The organism is Emticicia sp. (assembly GCF_043780375.1).
Classification (GTDB): Bacteria; Bacteroidota; Bacteroidia; order Cytophagales; family Spirosomataceae; genus Emticicia.
On the sequence record NZ_JAYWCU010000009.1, the window covers coordinates 1 to 22,125 of the forward strand.

Genomic DNA, 22,125 nt, shown 5'->3' on the forward strand with positions numbered 1-22,125 from the left:
GCTCTTCCGCACTTAGATGTATATATATTTTCGTTCTCATTCAACAAAGATAACTAGCTATACTCTAATACTCGAAAACTTTTACTCTTTTACTTAATAGTCTGACTTCATTAGATTCGCTGATTCAAGAAAACCCACCTTTAGCACGAGAGTTTTTGCAACAATTGTCAAAAGTCTTTCGATATGTGTTGAAAAACAAGGAAAAAGGTTTGGTGAGTCTTGAAACTGAATTAAACTTTATCAAGAATTATGTAGCTTTACTAAAAACTCGTTTTGGCGATTCTTTAAGCATTAATTTTAATATTTCAGATGAAGTTTTAGATTTACATATTGCACCAGTCACACTGCAAATATTGATTGAAAATGCTCTTAAACACAATATTACTAATCTGGCTAATCCGCTGTCTATCAGTATTTTAAATCAAAATAATTATTTAATTATTGAAAATAAAATTCAATTAAAAAAACAAGTTGAAACTTCTAACGGGCAAGGCTTAAATAATCTAAAATCGCTATACAGTTTTTTAAGCGAAAAAGAAGTATTAATTGAATCGAATGGTACTTTTCGAGTAAAAATACCCTTAATCTAATCAAAAATCTATGAAAATTTTACTCATAGAAGACGAACCTTTAGTCGCCAAAAATCTTGAAAACTTGGTTAAAGAAATAGACTCTTCAGCTACAATATTAAATACTATCGGCAGTGTAAAAGAAGCATTAGATTGGTTTAAGCAAAATCCAGAACCAAGTTTAATTTTGTCAGATATTCAACTTTCTGATGGTGTAAGTTTTGATATTTTTCAAGAAATACAACCGCAATGTCCCATCATTTTTACGACTGCTTACGACGAGTACGCTATTCGAGCATTTAAACTCAATAGTATTGATTATTTGCTAAAACCGATTGATAAAGACGAACTTCGGAGTGCTTTTGAGAAATTTAAAAGGCTCAATAATGTAGAATCAAATGGTTTTAAAGAACAACTCACTCATTTGTTACATGATTTAGAAAATCGTGCAGCATTGCCAAAATTCAAAACTCGCTTCACGGCACATCACCAACGAAATATTGTAGCAGTAACTATTGAGCGAATTGCCTGTTTTTACCGAGATGAAGTAATTTGGATTCAAACTACTGATAATCAACGACTTATCACCGATTATAATTCGTTGGACGAAATTGAGGAATTATTAAACCCTGAAAATTTCTTTCGAGCAAATCGTCAATTTATTGCTAATAAACAAGCAATCGAAAATTATCGGACGCATTTTACTGGAAAAATAGAACTAAAATTAGTTGTTTTGACTAAAGAAGAAATCGTAGTGAGCAAAGAAAAAGCTCATCAATTTAGAGGATGGTTTGAGTTGGGTTGAAAACAAAGAGTGAGTGATAATTTTTATTCTTTTCCAACAAATCTAAATCATCAACAACCGCCAAATGCCTGAAATGAGCAATAATACCAAGCAAAAAGGTGTAAGCACCTTCCAAGAAAGATACATGAGTTGGTCAACTCGTAGGCGAGGGAGCGTCCAACGCACCCACATTTGTATTAAAATCAAAAAATAGGCTTTTGAAATCAACCAAAAAGCTCCCCAAAGGTCACTCGACCAATGACCAATTTCACCACTTGTCCAAGTTCCGAGAGTTACCAAACCTATATTTGGAAAAGGAGTATTCCAGCTTCCAAGAAATAAAATTGCTCCTAAAATAGAAACCAAAAGCATCATTCCATACTCCGAAAGCATCATAATTGCCCAACGAAAACCCGAATATTCGGTATGAAAACCACCAATCAACTCAGACTCAGCTTCGGGCAAATCGAATGGGGCTCGATTTGCTTCTGCTAATGAAGCAATGAAATAAATCACAAAAACGATTATCAAAAATGGATTTCGGAGTATATTCCAAGTCAAAATTCCACCGTATTGTCCAACTTCAATACCAGTAGCTTTTATGCCAAAAAGATAGTTTTTTTCAACAGAAAAAAGTCCTTGTTGGAAGCTAATTTCCTGCAAATCAAGGGTTTGCGTAATCAAAATTACGCACAAAACCGATAAACCCAAAGGCACTTCATAAGAAATAATTTGAGCCACCGAACGCATCGCACCTAACAAAGAATATTTATTATTGGACGACCACCCTGCCATCAAAATTCCCAAAATATCTAATGAAACCACCGCTAAAAGCATAAAAACACCTGTTTGCGTAGCCGAACCTCGTAAATTTGGCGAAAGAGGAAATAAAGCAAATCCTGCAAAAATTGCCATAAAAATCATCAAAGGAGCAAATTTAAACATTCGCCTATCGGCAACGGCTGGTATAATGTCTTCTTTCTGAATCAATTTCAGCAAGTCGGCAATGAGTTGCAAAAGTCCCCATTTCCCAACCTCCATTGGCCCAGTACGGTCTTGAATAAATGCCGAAACCTTACGTTCAGCATAAACCGCAATGACTACATTGGCAAAAATAAACGCAAGAAATATGAGGAGTGTTATGAGCATTTAGCAATTTTGGTTCATTTTAAAAAACTTTGCTAAACGTGCTACACTTTGAAAGTGTGGCACGTTATTGTTGTTTAATTTTCGTGCCTAATCAAAACTCTGCACTCTTAGGCGTACGAGGGAACGGAATCACGTCACGGATGTTAGTCATGCCTGTTACAAACAATACCAAACGCTCGAAACCAAGTCCAAAACCTGCGTGTGGAGCTGACCCAAATTTACGGGTTTCGAGGTACCACCAAATATTTTCTGGGTCGATACCTACTTCTTTGGTACGGGCCAAAAGTTTTTCGTAATCATCTTCACGTTGTGAGCCTCCAATAATTTCGCCAATGCCTGGAAAAAGAACGTCCATTGCACGAACTGTCTTATTATCTTCATCCAGTTTCATGTAAAACGCCTTAATATCCTTCGGATAGTTGGTCAAAATCACTGGTTTTTTGAAGTGCTTTTCTACCAAATATCGCTCATGCTCCGACTGCAAATCTATACCCCAAGCTACATTATACTGGAATTTTTTCTCTTTATGAGGTTTCGAACGCACCAAAATTTCAATCGCCTCGGTATATGTCAATCTTTGAAATTGATTTTCAACCACAAACTTCAATTTTTCTGTTAAACTCAAATCGCTACGCTCGTTTTGTGGTTTGCTTTTCTCTTCTTCTAACAAACGTTTTTCCAAGAAAGTCAAATCATCAGCACAATTTTCTAAAGCATATTTAATCACATACTGCACAAAATCTTCTGCCAAATTCATGTTGTCTTCCAATTCGTAGAAAGCAACTTCTGGCTCAATCATCCAAAACTCTGCCAAGTGGCGAGTCGTATTTGAATTTTCAGCACGAAAAGTTGGACCAAAAGTATAAATTTTCGATAAAGCCAACGCTCCTAATTCACCTTCCAATTGTCCCGAAACGGTCAAACTTGTTTTGCGACCAAAAAAATCTTGGCTATAATCAATGTTTCCATCATCGCCTTTTGGTGGTTTTTCCATGTCGAAATTAGTTACATGAAACATTTCACCCGCACCTTCGGCATCAGAAGCGGTAATGATTGGCGTATGAAGATTAAAAAAGCCATTGTCATTAAAATATTTGTGAACGGCAAAAGCCAAAGTATGACGAATGCGAAAAATTGCTCCAAAAGTATTAGTTCGAAATCGTAAATGGGCTTTTTCACGCAAAAATTCCAATGAATGTTTCTTTGGCTGCATCGGAAAACTCTCATCGGCTGTACCATAAATTACGATTTTTTCAGCTTTTAGTTCAACGGCTTGGCCGCTACCCATTGAGGCGATTAACTTTCCTGTAACAGCCACACAAGCACCAGTTGAAACCAATTTTAATGTTTCCTCATCAATTGCTCCACCTTCGGCAACTGCCTGAATATTATGTATCGTTGAGCCATCATTAATGGCAATAAAAGTTACGGCTACTTGTCCACGTTTGGTACGTACCCAACCTTTTACTGTTACTTCTTGTTCGCTTGGTGTTAGCTTCAGTAGTTCCTTGATTTGCATAATTCTCTCTTTATTCTTGAATTGAAGTGCAAAAATAGGGAAAATAGCCGCTAAAATTTCTTAATTTTGCAGTTCTTTTTCAAAACTGATTAATAATTAGCAAATACAAATGGCACTTAGCGAACAAGAAATACTACGCCGTCAGAAAAGACAAGACTTAATGGCAATGGGAATTGACCCTTATCCTGCCGAATTATTTGAGGTAAATGTAACGGCGGCTGATATAGAAAAGAATTACGAAAATAATAAGATTGACTACAAAAACGTATCAATTGCTGGGCGTTTGATGTCGTTTCGTATCATGGGAAGTGCGTCATTTGTTGAGTTGCAAGACTCAACTGGACGTATTCAATTGTACTTTCGTCGTGACGATTTATGCCCAAACGAAGACAAAACTTTATACAATACTGTTTTCAAGAAATTACTCGATATTGGTGACATAATTGGAGTAAAAGGTTACGTTTTCACTACTCAAACTGGCGAAATCTCTATTCATGTGACCGAATTTAAGATTCTGAATAAATCGCTTCGTCCATTACCTGTTGTGAAAGAAGTTGATGGAAAAACTTATGATGCGTTCTCTGACCCTGAGCAACGCTACCGCCAACGCTATGTTGATTTAATTGTCAATCCGCATGTAAAAGATGTTTTTGTAAAAAGAGCAAAAATCATTAGTACCATGCGTAGAATCTTCGACGATAAAGGTTGGTTGGAAGTAGAAACGCCGATTTTGCAACCAATTCACGGTGGAGCAGCGGCACGTCCATTTGCTACGCACCACAATACCCTTGATATGCCTTTATATATGCGTATTGCCAACGAATTATACCTAAAACGCCTTATTGTGGGCGGTTTTGAAGGTGTCTATGAGTTTGGTAAAATGTTTCGTAATGAAGGAATGGACAGAACACATAACCCAGAATATACTGCGTTGGAGTTTTATGTAGCCTACAAAGATTACGAATGGATGATGAATATCACCGAAGAAATTTTCGAGAAAGTTGCAATGGCTGTTCATGGCTCGACAACTTTCAAATTAGGCGAAAACGAATTGAATTTCGCTGGACCATTTGAAAGATTGAGTATTTTGGAGGCAATCGAAAAATATACTGGTATAAATTTGAGCGAATTGACCGAAGAAGAAACTCGTGTTTATTGCCGAAAGTGGGGCATGGAAATTGACGACACGATGGGCAAAGCAAAATTGATTGATGAGATTTTTGGCGAAAAAGTTGAAGCAAATTTAATCCAACCAACTTTCATCATTGATTATCCAGTTGAAATGTCGCCATTAACAAAAAAGCATCGTAGCAAACCAGGTTTGGTAGAGCGTTTTGAGTTATTTGTGAATGGAAAAGAAGTTGCCAACGCTTACTCAGAGTTGAACGACCCAATTGACCAACGTGAGCGTTTTGAAGCACAAGCAAGATTAGCAGAACGAGGCGACGACGAAGCAATGGCAATGGATGAAGATTTCATTCGTTCGCTCGAATACGGTATGCCTCCAACCGCAGGCATCGGCATTGGCATTGACCGTTTGACAATGATGTTGACTGACAATGTGAGTATTCAAGAAGTACTTTTCTTCCCGCAAATGCGACCAGAAAAGAAACAAGAACTTTCTCAAGAAGCTGATTATGAGGCAATTGGTGTTCCGAAAGTTTGGGTTCCTGCCTTACAAAAAATGGGATTTGTAATGGTTGATCAACTCAAAGGAGCAAACGCCAACAAAATATTCAATGACTTGGGGGGTATGAGAAAGAAATTGAAAATTGAAGAGAAAATGGTGAGTAAAGAAGAAGTTGAGGCTTGGGTAAAATGATAATAATAAGAGAGATTTATAAAAAAGCGTAGTTTTGAATGCTACGCTTTTTTATGAAGAAACTCAAGTACTCTATCATTTCAAAACCTGATAAACCACAAACGCTGCCACATAAGCCAAAACTGACATATAAATAAGCTGAATAATAGGCCATTTCCAGCCTTTGGTTTCACGATAAACTACCGCAAGCGTACTCATGCACATCATGGCAAATACATAAAATATCAACAATGAAAATGAAGTAGCAATTGAAAATGTTGGCTTTCCTGTTTCGGAATTTACTTCATTTCGGAGGCGTTCCTTTATGGTTGTTTCATTTTCTGCATCGGCCCCAATACTATAAATGGTTGAAACCGTGCCGACAAATACTTCACGTGCGGCAAATGATGTGATGAGAGCAATACCGATTTTCCAATCATAACCTAATGGTTTGATGGCGGGTTCGATAAATTTTCCGAAATGCCCAGCATACGAATTTTCTAATCTTGCCGATGCTATTTTTGAATCAAGTTTAGCTTGGTCGAGCGTTGGATTTTCGGCAATCACTCGATTTTCAGCATTTTGTATTTTATCACTTGGCCCATAAGAAGCCAAAACCCAAAGTACAATCGAAATAGCAATAATGACTTTTCCTGCCTCAAAAACAAAAGTTTTTACTTTCTCCAAAATCATAAAACCGACTTGTTTCCAGCGTGGTTTTTTATAGGTTGGAAGTTCCATAATAAAGTAACTTCTTTCGCTCGATTTTAGCATAAACTTCATCAACCACCCCGCAATTAATGCCGATAAAAAACCTAATAAATAAAGCCCCATTAAGACAACACCTTGCATATTGAAAAACCCTAATGTTTTTGTTTCTGGCACAACCAAAGCTATCAAAATTGTATAAATCGGCAACCTCGCCGAGCAGCTCATCAGCGGCGTAACCATTATCGTAATCAATCTATCTTTCCAACTGCCAATCGTGCGAGCCGACATAATAGCTGGTACAGCACAAGCCATACTCGAAATCAATGGAACGACCGATTTTCCACTCATGCCAAAGTGCCGAATGAGCCTATCCATCAGCACAACCACACGTGCCATATAACCTGACTCCTCCAAAATCGAAATAAAGGCAAACAAAAAAGCAATTTGAGGGATGAAAATTAAAACACCGCCAATTCCTGCAATCAGTCCATCTGTTAAAAGGCTAACAAGTTGACCATCAGGTAAATGTGATTTCAAAAATTGATTAACAAAAGCAATTCCTTTGTCAATCCAGTCCATTGGGGCTTCGGCAAAGGTGAAAACCGATTGAAAAATCAGGAATAAAATACTTAGAAAAATTACATAACCCCATATTTTATGAAGCAGAATTTTATCAATTTTTTCGCTAATCGTTTCTTTTTTTACACCCTCTTCAACAATTACTTCTTTCAGCGTTGCACTAATATCTTTATAACGGTCGATGGTTTCGGCAGATTGAAATTTATCGGCATTGAAATCGTATTTTTTCACAATATCTTCCAAGTCTTTTTGCTCTTTTTCACCCAAAAACATTAATTTTTGTGCTTGAGCAGCATATTGAAGAGCCAAATACTTGTTTTCAATACCAAATTTTTCTTTTACTTCTTCGTAGATTTTTTCTGATTTTTTGTCAAAAACAGGAGGATTAATATGTGTTTTTTTATGTTGAAGTTGGTTGAAAATTGTGTGTTTCAAACCTTCCATACCGATACCTTCACGTGCATTAAGTTCGACTACAGGAATTCCTAAGATTTTTGAAAGTTTACCTGAATTTATCGAAATACCCGATTCTTCTGCAACATCGAGCATATTTAAAGCCAAAATTGCAGGCACACCCAAATCACTAATTTGCTCAAAGAGCAGCATATTTCTCTTCAAATTTGACGCATCTGCAACTACAACTGCCAAATCGGGGTAATCATTGTTTTTAGGGTTAGCAAGTACTTCCAGCACAACTTGCTCATCAAGCGAATTTGGATAAATGCTATATGTACCTGGCAAATCAAGAATTTCGATATCCATGCCCCCACCTAATCGACAAAATCCTACTTTTTTATCAACCGTAACACCTGGAAAATTGCCGATTTTTTGACGCAACCCAGTGAGTTGATTAAAAAGCGATGATTTTCCAGAATTCGGATTTCCAAGAAGTGCTACAACCTGTTTATTTTTCACACACGATTTACGTTTTCAGAATTCACTAAAAGGCTTACTATCAATAAGTTAAAAAGCCAACCTATGCAATAGTTTATCAACTATTTAAGTACAATTGTTGCTGCTTCTCTTTTTCTGAGGGAGAGGTGATAACCTGCCACCGTAATTCCAACTGGGCAACCCAAAGGTGCAATAAAATCTAAGATTACTTCGGTTTCGGGTAAACAACCCATTTCGAGTAGTTTTAACGACATCGAAGCATCTTTGAAATTGTTCACAATACCTTTCTCCCCTACTTTTAAATCGGCAACAGTTTTTTCGGCTTGCACGTTATATTTTATTTAGACTGATTTCAAATAAACGTAAAATTAGCTTTTTTGGTTCTAAAATAAAAATGATTTTCGTCAGGTATTATGGTCAGTATTCCTTTAACCTCTTTCCGCAGATAATTTTCAATTCTCAATAATTTTGTAAAATAGTATTCCTTATGATATCTATTCTAAAAAGAAAGAAATCCCGAAAAAAGAATAAAAATCATAAAATTTCTATTTGTTTGAGTAGTATCTTTGTACTTGTTCCATTAATAAAGATATGCAAGAACTGAAAGCACTCATAGAAAAAGAAATCAGACTCGAATGGCGACAACGCTACGCCCTCAACGGGATGTTGCTTTATATCGTCAGTACTGTTTTTGTGTGCTACATGAGTTTTACATTGAAAACAAAAGGTATTGAACCTATTACTTGGAACACCTTATTTTGGATAATTTTACTCTTTACGGCGGTCAATTCTATCACCAAAAGTTTTACGCAGGAGCGAGCAGGACGACAATTGTATTATTATACTCTGGCAAGTCCACAAGGTATTATTCTATCGAAAATTATTTATAATATATTTTTATTATTAACACTTTCGTTGGTTGGCTTTGTGGTTTATGCGGGTGTAATGGGTAATCCTGTGCAGAATTTAGGAATGTATTTAACAGGAATTATTTTAGGAGCAATTGGTTTTTCGGCAACGCTGACAATGGTGGCAGGAATTGCATCAAAAGCTGAAAATACTTCAACTTTGATGGCAGTTTTGAGTTTTCCAATCATTTTGCCTATGCTTTTGATGTTGATTCGTCTTTCAAAAAACGCTATGGATGGCTTAGAATGGAGTACCAGCTACGACGAAATATTGACTTTGCTCGGTATTGATGCCATCGTAATCGCTTTGAGTTATTTATTGTTTCCTTATTTGTGGAGGAGTTGAAAATAATGAGTGAATATTCTTAACTAAAAAAATCTCCCATCGGGGGCTATTATTATATGAAAAAAACTTGGTGGAAAACTCTTTGTGTAGTGCTTTTACTTTACACAATTATTCAAGGTTTGACGGGTATTGTGCCACGCCAGCCGATTCTGAACGAAACTATTCGGAATGTTTATTTCCATGTACCACTTTGGTTTGGCATGATGGCATTGATGACCGCTTCGATGTGGTTTTCGATTAAATATTTGCGAAATGGGCAAATCCAAGATGATGAATATGCCGTAGAATTTGCCAACGTTGCTATACTTTTTGGTATTTTGGGTTTCATGACTGGTTCTCTTTGGGGACAATTCACTTGGGGAGATTGGCTACCAAAAGACCCGAAAATCATCGCCGTAGAAGTTGGACTTTTGATATACTCTTCCTATTTTATTTTGAGAAGTTCGTTTGAAGATGAACAACGAAAAGCCAGATTATCAGCCATTTATAATATCTTTGCCTTCGCAACATTCATTCCTTTGGTCTGGATTTTACCACGACTTACCGACTCTCTTCATCCAGGAAATGGTGGAAATCCAGCTTTCGGAAAATATGACATGGACAACGGTATGAGAATGGTATTTTACCCAGCTATTATCGGTTGGACTTTACTCGGTGTCTGGATTTCAAGTTTAAGAATCCGCTTGAGAGTTATTGAGCGTTTGGGTGCAAAATAAGTTTTACTTTTAATTATAAAATTTCAACAATAATGAAAAAAATATTGTCGTTTCTAATACTGTTATTGACCTCAACAAATCTATTTGCTCAAGAAGTTGAAATGGCCGACCAAATGCGAAGCGATGGCAAAATTTGGGTAGTGGTAGCCGTAATCGCCATCGTATTTGCAGGAATTATTACCTATTTAGTTTTGTTAGATAGAAAGATAAGTAAAATAGAAAAAAGTCTATAGTCAATATCGGGCGGCGTTCCACACCGCAGTTTACTTGTCTCTGTAATTATATTATTTTAGCGTAAAAACTATCGTAAGTCGTCTGTGGACGTTCGACTCTTAAATCACATTCATGAAAAAATCACATATTATTGCTCTTGGCGTTATTGCCATTGCCGTTGCAATTATTATTTCGACAGTTGGAGATGCCAGCACTTATGTTGGTTTTGGCGAAGCCGAGCAAGTTGCCAAAGAAGGTAGCACCAAATCAATGCACGTAGTTGGTACTTTAAAAAAAGATGCTTCGGGAGGTTTTGTAGGAATGGTTTATGAGCCATCTATTGACCCAAATCGCTTTGAATTTGTAATGATCGACTCACTAAATTTTGAGTCGAAAGTTGTTTATAACCAACCAAAACCAGCCGATTTAGATAAATCTGAAAAAGTGGTAGTCGTTGGTAAAATGGATTTGGAAAATAAATGTTTCAAGGCAGAGCAAATTCTGCTAAAATGTCCATCAAAATACAACAACAATAAATTAGAAACTGAAGAACCAAAGAAAGCGGTTTCGATGAACTAGTTTTCAGTCGACTGTCAATGGACGACGGCAGTCGATAGTAAAAAAACCAAAAAAAATGACTGTTTTATTCGACGGTGTTTGTAATTTTTGTAATGCTTCTATCAACTTCGTTATTGATAGAGATAAAAAAGGCGTTTTCAAATTTGCAGCTTTGCAGTCGGATATTGGTCAGGAGATATTAAAAAAATACGGTTTAAAGCAAACAAACTTTGATAGCATAATCTTGGAAAAAGAAGGAAAAATCTATCAAAAATCAGACGCTGCACTAGAAATTGTACGAAATATGGACGGTTTATGGAAAGTTTTCTATATATTCAAAATCATTCCATCATTCCTTCGAAATCCTGTTTATAATTTAATTGCCAAAAATCGTTACCGAATTTTCGGAAGAACTGATGCCTGTCGAATTCCTACACCTAAGTTGAAAGCAAGGTTTTTATAAAATATTTCAATAACAAAAAATCCAGCGAAGTTCGCTGGATTTTTTGTTATTCATCAATCATCACATCATTTTTGCATTTAGCTAAAACTTTTATACATTTACTACAAACTTATACCTTGGTGTATTTTATATCAACATTATGCCAATACTTCAAATAAAAGATTCGACCATTGATATTACGCCTGTTTCTGCCGATTCAGAGCTAAATTTGCCATTTGTAGATGTAGGAATAAGTGCTGGCTTTCCTTCACCGGCCCTTGATTTCACGGAATTATCAATTGACCTAAATAAATATCTCATAAAAAATAAACCATCTACGTTTTGTGGGTTCGTAAAAGGGCACTCTATGAAAAACATTGGGATATTTGATGGGGATATATTGATAATTGACAAAAGTATAAATCCAGTAAATAATAAAATTGCTATTTGTTTCTTAGACGGTGAATTTACTTTAAAGAAAATAAAAATTGAAGAAAAACAATGTTGGTTAATTGCTGAAAATGAAGATTATCAACCTATAAAAGTTACCGAAGAAAACGATTTTATAATTTGGGGTATCATTACTTTCTCTATCAAATCATTCTGATGTTTGCTTTAGTCGATTGTAATAACTTTTACGCATCATGTCAGCGGGTTTTTCAACCAAACCTTGTTGGTAAACCTATTGTTGTTTATTCAAACAACGATGGATGTGTTATTGCCCGAAGTAATGAAGCTAAAGCTTTGGGGGTTCCGATGGGTGCTGCGGCTTATCAATGGGAAAATTTTTTTAAGCAAAACGGTATCGAAATTTTCTCGGCCAATTTTTCGCTTTATGGCGATATGAGCCAGCGAGTGATGACTATTTTGAATGATTTTAGTCCAGAAATGGAAATTTATAGCATTGATGAGGCTTTTATAAAATTTGAAGGTTTTGAATACTTTAACCTCCAAAATATCGGTGAAGAAATGCACCGTAAAGTAACAAAAGGTACTGGAATACCAATAAGTGTGGGCATTGCTCCAACAAAAGCATTGGCGAAAGTTGCCAATCGAATAGCCAAGAAGTTTCCGCAGCAAACCAAAAACGTTTATCTCATCGACAACGATGAAAAACGAATAAAAGCCCTAAAATGGCTGAAAATAGAAGATGTTTGGGGAATTGGTCGCAAACACGCCAAACGATTACAGGCAATTGGCGTAAAAACTGCTCTTGATTTTACGATGCTCGATGACAGATGGGTGCAAGAAAACATGGCAATTGTGGGTTTGCGTTTGAAACGTGATTTGGAAGGAAAACCTACCTTAGATTTAGAAGAACCTCAACAAAAAAAGAACATTGCCATCACTCGCTCATTTGAATCTAACTATTCCGAAAGGGATTTTCTGCAAGAGCGTATTTCAACTTTTGCTGTTTCGTGTGCTGAAAAACTACGTTTACAAAAAGCGTGTTGTAATTCAATAATGGTTTTTATTCAAACCAACCGACACCGAGTTGATTTGCCACAATATAACCGAAACATTGTACTGAACCTCCCTTTTCCGACCAATTCGAGTATCGAAATTTCAAATTTTGCTTTGCAGGCACTATCTATTGTTTTTCGGGAAGGTTACCAATATAAAAGAGCAGGCGTAATCGTACAGGATTTTACAGACGAAGACAAAACTCAGATAAATATCTTTGAAAATAGCGACGAACGCCACAAAAAATTGATGCAATCAATAGATAAAGTCAATGCGATGTTCGGTCAGCAAAAAATAAGATTAGGGTCTCAAGACCCTAAAATAATTTGGAAAATGAAGCAAGATAATCTATCGCCCAATTATACTACAAGATTATCAGATATTATCATCATTCATGTATGAAGAAAATGTTTTCTATCCTACAATTCTCAACTTCGCAAAACTTAATAACAATGTCTTCTCTCCTTGCCCTTGCCCATCAAATTTTATGGTTGCTTTGCGGTCATTTCCATTGATGTCCATTTTTGTAACAGTACCATAGCCAAACTTAGGATGCTCCACTTTATCTCCTTGCTTTAAGTTTGAAGTATCGCTCGCCACAAAATCACCTGTTGGTGTATGATTGACAGGCGTAGCTTTCTGCATAGGTTTCAAATTAGAAATGATGCTTTCTTTCTTAGAAAAAGACAATGTTGATGCTGGAAGGTCATTTCGGGTTTCTGTTCCTGCAAAAGAAACAATTCTACTTCGTGAAACTTGCAAATATTGCTTGTCAATTTCTTCAATAAATCGGCTGGGCTCGCAAAAGTTCAAACGACCGTAATTATAGCGAGTTTCGGCATAGCTCAAAGTTACTTTTTTTTCGGCTCGGGTAATTGCCACATAAAAAAGTCGGCGTTCTTCCTCCAAATCGCTTCGCTTCGACAACATCATTTGTGAAGGAAATAGATTTTCTTCCATGCCCACAATATAGACATACTTAAACTCCAAACCTTTAGCTCCGTGAATTGTCATCAAGGTTACACGGTCATGGTCTCCATCTTCGTCTTCTTGGTCGGCGGTGGTCATGAGCGTAACCGTTTGCAAGAAATTACTCAATGTTACCTCATCATTTTCAGGGTTATCAACAAATTGCTTAATTGAGTTGAGTAATTCTTGCATATTTTCGTAGCGAGAAAGCCCTTCAACGGTCTTGTCGTCGTACAATTCCTTCAAAAGTCCCGAAGTTTTAGCAACGTACGACGCCACTGTATGAGCATCTTTGCCTTCATCAATCATCAAACCATAGCTTTTGATAAGCGTTGCAAACTCATCAATCGTTTGTGCCGCTCGACCTGCCACATATTGGTTGATACTGCTCACTACTTCCCAAATTGATTTATTGTTTTCGGCAGCCGTAACCACAATTTTGGCAACGGTCGTATCGCCAATGCCTCGTTTGGGTAAATTTATGATGCGTTTGAAAGCCTCCGTATCGCTCTGATTGATGGTAAATCGCAGATATGCCAATAAGTCTTTAATTTCTTTTCGCTGGTAAAAAGACAAGCCACCAACAATTCGGTATTTGATATTGAGTCGTCGCAACGACTCCTCAAAAGCCCTCGATTGTGCATTGGTTCTGTAAAGCACCGCAAAATCAGTGTTTTTTAGGCTTTCATTATTTTTTATTTCAAAAATGTTATTGGCAATCAGCCGCCCCTCTTCATTATCAGAAGCAGCTTTGATAATTTCTATTTTATGCCCTTCTTCGTTTTCCGAAAAAACGTTTTTTTCTAACTGCTCTTTATTTCGAGCAATGACCGAATTGGCAGCATTGACAATGTTTTGTGTTGAACGATAATTTTGTTCGAGTTTCACCACTTTCAACTCAGGATAATCTGACTTGAAATTCAAGATGTTTTGAATATTTGCTCCACGAAAAGCATAAATACTTTGGGCATCGTCGCCCACAATGCAGATATTTTGATGTACCGAAGAGAGCTTCCGGGTAATCAAATATTGTGACACGTTGGTATCTTGAAACTCATCGACCAACACGTGCTTAAATTTATGTTGATATTTGTTCAGCACATCTAAATGGTCACGAAAAAGCACATTTGTATTGTACAACAAATCGTCAAAATCCATGGCATTGGCTTGAAAACAACGCAACACAAATAACTTATAAAGTCGACCGATTTCTGGCATTCGAGCAGCTTTATCGTCTTCCATATAAATCGGACTATCGTTGTATGCCTCCCACGAAACTAAGGCATTTTTGGCACTCGAAATACGATTCAGTACGTAATTTACTCGGTAAATTTTATCGTCTAAAGCCAATTCTTTGATAATTGAACGCATCAAAGATTTAGAATCATCGGTGTCATAAATCGTAAAATCGGAGGTATAACCAAGTCTTTTTCCTTCAAAACGTAAGATTTTGGCAAAAACTGAGTGAAAAGTACCCATCCAAAGATTTTTGGCATCGCTTCCTATTACGTTTTCGATACGCTTACGCATTTCGCCCGCCGCTTTGTTGGTAAAAGTCAATGACAAAATATTGAAAGGGTCAACACCTTGCTCTATCAACCACGCAATTCGGTAGGTAAGCACACGTGTTTTTCCCGAACCAGCACCTGCAATAATCATCAGTGGGCCATCGGGGTGTGTAACTGCTTCTCGCTGCGGGGCATTGAGTTTATCTAAATAATTTTTATCTGCCATTCAATTCTTTTTTGGACTGCAAATTTAGCAGTATATTATCAATACATTCCATATTTTGAAAACTTTCCCTCCTTTTTTCAAAGAGAGGCGACCGACGCTCGGTGGCAAAATTCTGACGGAGTCGAATTTTAACGGAGTGGTTTGTTCCAAATCTCTCTATTTTCAAAACATTTATAAACCAAGAATCGCTTTGATGTAAAAGCCCCGCCACACAAAAAACTTAAATACCCTTTTAAATATTGCTGATTTTCTTAATTTTGGAGGAAATTTAATCAACCCTATAAAAATGCCAAATTTAAACATTGACGATATAAAATCTCGCACTTTTGATGCTATTGTGGTCGGTTCGGGGATTAGTGGTGGTTGGGCTGCTAAAGAATTGACACAAAAAGGTCTCCGAACTTTGGTGCTTGACCGTGGACGTGATGTAAAACACGTAACTGACTACCCAACAACCATGATGCAACCGTGGGAATTTGAACATCGTGGGCAAGTGCCAAATGAAATCAAAAAAGATTATCAGATTGCCAGTAAAAACTTCATTTTCACTGAAGCAACTGCTCATTTTCTTACCAAAGATGCCGAGCAAGAATATATCCAAGACCGACCATACGACTGGATTCGGGCTTACCATGTAGGTGGTCGCTCGCTTTTGTGGGGACGAATGACTCAACGTTGGAGCGATTTCGATTATGAAGGCCCAGCTCGTGATGGTTATGCTGTTGATTGGCCTATTCGATATGCCGATATTGCTCCGTGGTATAGCTATGTCGAGAAATTTGTAGGCATTTCGGGCAACCGTGATGGATTGGCTACGCTACCCGATGGCGAATTTTTACCGCCTTTCGAAATGTCATGCGTAGAGAAACATTTCAAAACCAATATTGCTAAAAAACACTCCGACCGCCACGTAATCATGGGGCGAGTAGCTCACTTGAGCGAGCCAAAAGCCATTCATCTCAAACAAGGGCGTGGGCAATGCCAAAACCGTACGATTTGTGAGCGTGGCTGTCCGTATGGAGGTTATTATAGTAGCAATTCCTCAACCATTCCGTGGGCAGAAAAAACTGGCAAAATGACTCTTCGCCCCCATTCGGTGGTACATTCTGTCATTTATGATGAAAAGAAAAATCAGGCTACTGGTGTTAGAATCATTGATGCCAACACTAATGAGATGATAGAATATTATGCAAAAATCATCTTTTTGAATGCCTCGCCACTCAATACAAATCTTATTTTGTTGAATTCAACTTCCAATCGTTTCCCGAATGGTTTGGGAAATGACAATGGATTGCTCGGAAAATTCATGGCTTTTCATAGTTATCGTGGGCGAATCTCTGCTGAATACGAAGGCTTTATGGACTCAAAATCTGACGGTCGCCGACCAACAGGTACTTATATTCCTCGTTTTCGCAATGTTCTCAAACAAGAAACTGATTTTTTGAGGGGTTATGCCACAAGTTTTAGTGCTGGACGAATGGATGGTATAAAACGAAACGGTTTGGGAGAAATTTTGAAAGACAATTTATTGAATACTTCGTTGGGCTTGTGGGGAATCAATGCAAGCATGATGGCCGAAACGATTCCGAAGGAAAGCAGCGTTGTGAAATTGGATAAACAATTAACAGACAAATACGGCATTCCACAGCTACGGGTTTCGATTGGTTATGATGATAATGATGAGAAAGTTTTGAAAGATTTTCATGAACAATTTTCAGAAATGTACCACGACGCAGGTTTCAAGAACATTCAACCGATTGATACAAAACGACTTCCAGGCAACGAAAACCACGAAATGGGTGGTGTGAGAATGGGCAAAGACCCAAAAACATCGTTGCTAAATAAATGGAATCAATTGCACGAATGTAAAAACGTATTCGTAACTGATGGCTCTTGCATGACTTCCACTTCCACTCAAAACCCATCTTTGACTTACATGGCTCTAACTGCTCGTGCTGTTGATTATGCTATGAAGCAGCGGTTCTAATTGATAATGAAAAATGAATAATTGAAAATTTTTCTTCTCTAAAATGCTCAATTATTCATTTATTTTATAAAACTTAGCAGCATTTTCACCAAAAATTTTTGATTTTTCTGAGGCTAAAAAATGTGTTGTATAGGTTTCGATGATGCCTTTTACTTGGGTATATTCTCCCGCTAATAAGCATACCGGAAAATCAGAGCCAAACATGATTCGGTTAGTACCAAATGCCTCGAAAACTACATCCAAGTACGGCTTTATTTGTTCATAAGTCCAGTTTTTCCAATCGGCTTCAGTGATTATTCCTGAAACTTTGCAATGTACATTATCAAATTTTGCCAAACTTTCAATGTCTTTCTTCCAATCATCAATCAAACCCGCTTTGATGTAGGGTTTGGCGATGTGGTCAAGCACAAAAGGCTGGTCAGGAAAATGAGCGACAAATTTCTGAGTAAAGGGTAAATGTTTTGGAAAAATCAAAATGTCGTAAGTGAAACCATGCTTTTTTAAAGCGAAAATACCTCGTAAAAAGTTCGGTCTGAGCATATATTCTAAGTCGGGTTCAGCTTGTAAAACGTGCCTGAAACCCGCTAATTTTTTTTCCGATTTCCAATTGGCTAATTGCTCGTCAATATCATCAGCTTGTAGGTCTATCCAACCAACTACTGCTTTTATGAAATCATTATTATTAGCCAAATCAAGCAAGAACTTCGTTTCTTCTATGCTTTGGTTGGCTTGCACTACCACGCAGGCATCAATTCCATTTGCTTGCAAAACTGGCTGTAAATCTTTGGGATAAAAGTTTTTTTGAATCACCGACATTTCATCCGTAATCCAGGAATCTCTTATGGGGTCAAATTTCCAAAAATGTTGGTGCGAGTCGATAGTCATGATTGATAATAAGTTTTAATTTTAGAGACAAAATTACGAATTATCATTTTATTTCGTACTTCATAGATGAGCAATAAACAATATTCTTTTGGTATAATACAAACAAATAATTGCACTTTATTGAGTGTTAAAATTATTTTTTTTGGAGAAATCTCTTGCGTATTTCATTTAATATACTTATTTTTGATTCAAAGTTGTGTGGATTTAGTAGTAGAAAAGGCTATGGGGAATTTTACCCATAGCCTTTCTTTATTTTAGATGATGTAAATAGCCGAAAAAAAATCTTATTTTTAGGTTCTATTTTAAAAGCCTTTTAGCTACTTTTTTACTGATGAATAAAATTACTGACGAACTCCAAGCTATTGCTACACCCGAAAGAGCCAAAGCTTCAGCATGGTTTTTCAAGACTGAGGAAGGACAATATGGTGAAGGAGATGTTTTTATTGGCATCACGAATCCTGACCTTCGAGCGATTTGCAAAAAATACAACGCTCTTACTGTCAATGAATTACAAGAATTATTAGATAGTCCGATTCACGAATATCGGTTTGCCGCATTGGCAATTTTGGTAGAGCAAATGAAAAAAAGCAAAGGTGATAATCGCCAAAACATCTACGATTTTTATTTAGCGAATACTCATCAAATTAATAATTGGGACTTGGTTGATTGCTCAGCACGTGATATTGTCGGAGCATATTTAATTGATAAAGACCGTAGTATTCTTTACGATATGGCTCGCACCGACCATCTCTGGACACAACGCATCGCCATCATTGCCACTTGGTATTTTATCAATTACAAGCAGTTTTATGATACGCTCAAAATCTCCGAAATTTTGCTTTCGCACAAGCACGATTTGATTCATAAAGCCATAGGTTGGATGCTTCGTGAGGCTTGGAAAAAGGGTGGAAATGAACAAGTAGAAGACTTTTTAGAAAAAAATATTGGACGAATGCCTCGAACAGCACTACGTTATGCCATTGAAAAAATGACCGATGAGCGAAAGAAATATTTTATGAAACTTCGGTAAGTGTATCTTTAATTTTATCAACAATTAAAAAATGAACAAACGTCAATTTATCAAAACCTTTGCGGCTGCCAATCTTATTTCGCCTGTTTTTGGGAGAGATTTTGAGAATATTTTGTCGAAATTTGAGCAACAAACGCCCGAGCAAATGGCACAAAACGAAGATTTTTGGGCAGAAATTAGGTGTGCGTTTCTCATAAAACCTGATTATATTAATCTCGAAAATGGTTATTATTCTTTTGCTCCACAAGAAACTTTAGAGGCTTTTATTGGACATGTGCGAGAAGTAAATTTTCAAGGTTCATATTATATGCGTACTCGACAATTTGACGATAAGGCAGATATACGAAAAAAATTGGCAGTTTTAGCAGGTTGTTCACACGAAGAATTGATTATTACTCGAAATACAACCGAATCGCTAGACTCGGTTATTGCGGGCTACGATTGGAAAGTTGGTGATGAGGCGGTGATGGCAATGCAAGATTACGGAGCAATGCTTGATATGTTTAAATTACAAGCTCGTCGTTATGGAATTGTCAATAAAATTATTTCAATACCCAATCATCCAAAATCTGATGAAGAGATAGTAGAACTTTATGAAAAAGCCATTACGCCTAAAACTCGACTACTAATGGTTTGTCATATCGTCAATATTACAGGACATATTTTACCGATTAAAAAAATCTGCGAGATGGCTCATGCAAAAGGCGTTGCTGTAATGGTAGACGGAGCTCATGCGTTTGCTCATCTTGATTACAAAATCAGCGATTTAGGCTGCGATTATTATGGAAGTAGCCTTCATAAATGGCTAAGTGTGCCACTTGGAGCGGGCATTTTATACGTAAAAAAAGATAGAATTGCCAAACTATGGCAACTATTTGGCGATATGGGTTATAAAGATGATGATATTAGAAAGCTGAATCATACAGGTACACATCCTGTACATACTGATTTGGCAATTGCCAATGCTATTGATTTTCATCAAAAAATTGGTATCCAACGAAAAGAAGCGAGGTTGCGTTTCTTGCAAGAATATTGGACAAAAAAAGTGCGTGATTTGCCAAATATTGTCCTAAATACATCAGCCGATAGCCAAAGAGCTTGTGGTATTGCCAATGTTGGAATTAAAACTATAAAACCCGCAGATTTAGCAAAAACTTTACTCGAAAAATACAAAATCTGGACTGTTGCCATTGATTATGCCAATGTACAAGGCTGCCGAATTACACCTAATCTTTATACATCTACGGCAGAGTTAGATACTTTTGTAGCAGCTCTAAAGGAGTTGAGTAGATGAAAGTCCATAGACGACGGTCGACAGCCTATAACTTGCTTTTAAATGAATAAGTTGCTCAATTATTTTCGGATTAATAAAAAATGAGCCAACAGTTTTTATACTAATGGCTCATTTATATAGAGTAAAGTTATCGTTTTATTTTTACAACAACTTTTGCATTCACATCTTTTATAAACGAGTTTTGAACTGAGAGTTGGTTTTCTGAGATACCTTTTTCTAACAATATTTCACGTACGGCATAGGCACGGTCTTCGGAGAGTGTACTGCCTTTACTTTGTGAACCACCAGCGATAGTAGCCTTGGCTTTTCGATTGCTTTTTAGATATTTTGCAACATCTTCTAATTGCCCTTTTAAACTAATTTCTGCACTATTTTTTCTAAAATCAGTGTTCAATCCAATCCAAGAATCGCTACTTTTAAGTTGTTCGCTTACTGTGTTTGTCGAGATGTTAGTATCAAAAATATCTACTTTTGGCTTTTCTTCAATTTTCTTCTCAACAGTTTGAGTTTTTACAGTTTTATCTTCATTTTTAGCTACTTTTTCTACTTTTTCAATCGGTTTTGTTTCTTCTACTTTTGGCGTTTCGGTCAATAAAACCCTGCTGCTTGTATCAATTGGTAATGCCACAAAAGCTGAATCACTGACATAAGTTGAATCTTCTTTTGGTAGTACACCTACGGCTGAAATTTCGGGTTCTTTGATAATTTGTCTCCGATATTTCCAAAAATATGCTACTACTCCCAAAAATAAGAACAGTATCAAAACCCAAGGAATCCAATTCGAAAAACCACTTCCACTTGTAGAAGGTTTTGTTTCTTCATTTGGTTTTTCTTCTTTAGATGCTACAACAGTAGAAACCGTACTCTTAAAATTCAATTGGTTAGCAATAGCAGGCGGTAAAGCTCCAAAAACAGTTTCTCGCTGTTCGGCAAGAAGTTTTGTTAATCCTGACACACCAAGTCCTTCTCTGCCAACCACTTTTCCTAAAGCTCCTAAAACCAAAGGAGCGGCCAAACCTACCAATGAAGAAGCCGAGGTCTTGCGAACACCATTTAATGAAGATAGCTTTTCTACAATACTATTGCTCGTATTTCCTGAAAAATGATTGAAAATATTTGAGCCAATGGTGATTAATAACTGCGTTTTATCAAAATTTGCGAGCAAACTTGGCAAATCATCAAGAATTTCTCCCGTATGTCCACCATCTTTCAATACATCCATTACCTTACCCGTACCCTCTTCAGTTGAAGCATTTCGGATAATCCCTCCCAGCACAATAGGAACTGCACTATTCAAAGCAGGGCCTATTTTTTCGGGGTGTTCGCCTAAAAAAGCACTAACTTTTTCTATAACAGAATCTGTCAGTTTGTCTTTAATTAGTCCAAGGATATCCATAAAATTGTGCATTCGTGGTTTATAAATAATTTTTGGGGAGGTTTCAGTATTTCAAATGATTTTATCAAAAACTATGCCCAAAGTATATTATTTTCCAAAAATTATGTTTCCGTTTAATAAAAAACGAAGAAATGGATAGCTATTATGTGACTCGATTCAGTGTCTACGGCAACCAAA

The 22,125-nt window shown here is 36.8% G+C and carries 20 protein-coding genes; 13 read left to right on the top strand and 7 right to left on the bottom strand.

What is annotated here, in order from left to right; translation table 11 throughout:
* Positions 1-101 precede the first annotated feature (101 nt).
* Entirely contained in the window at positions 102-590 is a 489-nt protein-coding gene (locus ACH2CJ_RS00925; RefSeq protein WP_394990226.1) for a sensor histidine kinase, read from the top strand.
* A 10-nt stretch (positions 591-600) separates the two neighbouring features.
* Positions 601-1,374: a LytR/AlgR family response regulator transcription factor gene (locus tag ACH2CJ_RS00930; protein ID WP_394990188.1), complete on the top strand. Its 774-nt coding sequence runs from the start codon at positions 601-603 to the stop codon at positions 1,372-1,374.
* 42 nt (positions 1,375-1,416) lie between these two features.
* Here ACH2CJ_RS00930 and ACH2CJ_RS00935 read toward each other — a convergent pair whose 3' ends face one another.
* Both ACH2CJ_RS00935 and asnS read right to left on the bottom strand, forming a co-directional pair.
* Complete coding sequence (locus ACH2CJ_RS00935; protein ID WP_394990189.1) at positions 1,417-2,502, bottom strand: NADH-quinone oxidoreductase subunit H; 1,086 nt, start codon at positions 2,500-2,502, stop codon at positions 1,417-1,419.
* Between the two features lie 91 nt (positions 2,503-2,593).
* Positions 2,594-4,021, bottom strand: a complete 1,428-nt coding sequence (gene asnS / locus ACH2CJ_RS00940) for an asparagine--tRNA ligase (RefSeq protein WP_394990190.1) — start codon at positions 4,019-4,021, stop codon at positions 2,594-2,596.
* Between the two features lie 109 nt (positions 4,022-4,130).
* Here asnS and lysS point away from each other — a divergent pair, with 109 nt between their 5' ends.
* Entirely contained in the window at positions 4,131-5,843 is a 1,713-nt protein-coding gene (lysS, locus tag ACH2CJ_RS00945) for a lysine--tRNA ligase (RefSeq protein ID WP_394990192.1), read from the top strand.
* Between the two features lie 75 nt (positions 5,844-5,918).
* Here lysS and feoB read toward each other — a convergent pair whose 3' ends face one another.
* Together feoB and ACH2CJ_RS00955 are read right to left on the bottom strand one after the other, a co-directional pair.
* Complete coding sequence (gene feoB, locus ACH2CJ_RS00950) at positions 5,919-8,027, bottom strand: ferrous iron transport protein B (protein WP_394990193.1); 2,109 nt, start codon at positions 8,025-8,027, stop codon at positions 5,919-5,921.
* A gap of 80 nt (positions 8,028-8,107) precedes the next feature.
* Entirely contained in the window at positions 8,108-8,335 is a 228-nt protein-coding gene (locus tag ACH2CJ_RS00955) for a ferrous iron transport protein A (protein WP_394990194.1), read from the bottom strand.
* A 262-nt stretch (positions 8,336-8,597) separates the two neighbouring features.
* On the opposite strand from ACH2CJ_RS00955, the gene ACH2CJ_RS00960 reads away from it, so the two are divergent.
* The 7 genes from ACH2CJ_RS00960 (at position 8,598) to ACH2CJ_RS00990 (ending at position 13,055) form a co-directional block, all read left to right on the top strand.
* Entirely contained in the window at positions 8,598-9,260 is a 663-nt protein-coding gene (locus ACH2CJ_RS00960; RefSeq protein WP_394990195.1) for a heme exporter protein CcmB, read from the top strand.
* A gap of 56 nt (positions 9,261-9,316) precedes the next feature.
* A complete protein-coding gene (ccsA, locus tag ACH2CJ_RS00965) occupies positions 9,317-9,976 on the top strand; it encodes a cytochrome c biogenesis protein CcsA (RefSeq protein WP_394990196.1) in 660 nt (219 codons plus the stop codon).
* 32 nt (positions 9,977-10,008) lie between these two features.
* Positions 10,009-10,209, top strand: a complete 201-nt coding sequence (locus tag ACH2CJ_RS00970) for a CcmD family protein (RefSeq protein ID WP_394990197.1) — start codon at positions 10,009-10,011, stop codon at positions 10,207-10,209.
* 112 nt (positions 10,210-10,321) lie between these two features.
* Positions 10,322-10,768: a cytochrome c maturation protein CcmE gene (locus ACH2CJ_RS00975; RefSeq protein WP_394990198.1), complete on the top strand. Its 447-nt coding sequence runs from the start codon at positions 10,322-10,324 to the stop codon at positions 10,766-10,768.
* A gap of 55 nt (positions 10,769-10,823) precedes the next feature.
* On the top strand, positions 10,824-11,210 hold the full coding sequence (locus ACH2CJ_RS00980; RefSeq protein ID WP_394990199.1) for a thiol-disulfide oxidoreductase DCC family protein: 387 nt from the start codon (positions 10,824-10,826) through the stop codon (positions 11,208-11,210).
* 139 nt (positions 11,211-11,349) lie between these two features.
* Positions 11,350-11,796 (top strand): LexA family protein, encoded by a 447-nt coding sequence (locus tag ACH2CJ_RS00985; RefSeq protein ID WP_394990200.1) that lies wholly within the window; start codon positions 11,350-11,352, stop codon positions 11,794-11,796.
* Positions 11,796-13,055 (top strand): Y-family DNA polymerase, encoded by a 1,260-nt coding sequence (locus ACH2CJ_RS00990; RefSeq protein ID WP_394990201.1) that lies wholly within the window; start codon positions 11,796-11,798, stop codon positions 13,053-13,055. The genes ACH2CJ_RS00985 and ACH2CJ_RS00990 overlap by 1 nt, the downstream gene beginning before the upstream one ends.
* A 12-nt stretch (positions 13,056-13,067) precedes the next feature.
* Here the strand turns inward: ACH2CJ_RS00990 and ACH2CJ_RS00995 are convergent, their stop codons facing one another.
* Positions 13,068-15,356, bottom strand: coding sequence for an ATP-dependent helicase (locus ACH2CJ_RS00995; protein WP_394990202.1), 2,289 nt, complete (start codon positions 15,354-15,356; stop codon positions 13,068-13,070).
* A gap of 286 nt (positions 15,357-15,642) precedes the next feature.
* Between ACH2CJ_RS00995 and ACH2CJ_RS01000 the strand changes: the two genes are divergently transcribed.
* The gene (locus ACH2CJ_RS01000; RefSeq protein WP_394990203.1) at positions 15,643-17,343 is read left to right on the top strand and encodes a GMC oxidoreductase; all 1,701 of its coding nucleotides are present in this window, start codon (positions 15,643-15,645) and stop codon (positions 17,341-17,343) included.
* 51 nt (positions 17,344-17,394) lie between these two features.
* On the opposite strand, the gene ACH2CJ_RS01005 is transcribed toward ACH2CJ_RS01000, so the two are convergent.
* On the bottom strand, positions 17,395-18,228 hold the full coding sequence (locus tag ACH2CJ_RS01005) for an amidohydrolase family protein (protein WP_394990204.1): 834 nt from the start codon (positions 18,226-18,228) through the stop codon (positions 17,395-17,397).
* A gap of 331 nt (positions 18,229-18,559) precedes the next feature.
* Between ACH2CJ_RS01005 and ACH2CJ_RS01010 the strand changes: the two genes are divergently transcribed.
* Together ACH2CJ_RS01010 and ACH2CJ_RS01015 are read left to right on the top strand one after the other, a co-directional pair.
* A complete protein-coding gene (locus ACH2CJ_RS01010) occupies positions 18,560-19,258 on the top strand; it encodes a DNA alkylation repair protein (protein ID WP_394990205.1) in 699 nt (232 codons plus the stop codon).
* 31 nt (positions 19,259-19,289) lie between these two features.
* Positions 19,290-20,552 (top strand): aminotransferase class V-fold PLP-dependent enzyme, encoded by a 1,263-nt coding sequence (locus ACH2CJ_RS01015; RefSeq protein ID WP_394990206.1) that lies wholly within the window; start codon positions 19,290-19,292, stop codon positions 20,550-20,552.
* Between the two features lie 127 nt (positions 20,553-20,679).
* On the opposite strand, the gene ACH2CJ_RS01020 is transcribed toward ACH2CJ_RS01015, so the two are convergent.
* Positions 20,680-21,948 carry a DUF937 domain-containing protein gene (locus tag ACH2CJ_RS01020; RefSeq protein ID WP_394990207.1) on the bottom strand — a complete coding sequence of 423 codons (1,269 nt, stop codon included), beginning with the start codon at positions 21,946-21,948 and terminating at the stop codon, positions 20,680-20,682.
* Between the last annotated feature and the right edge of the window lie 177 nt (positions 21,949-22,125).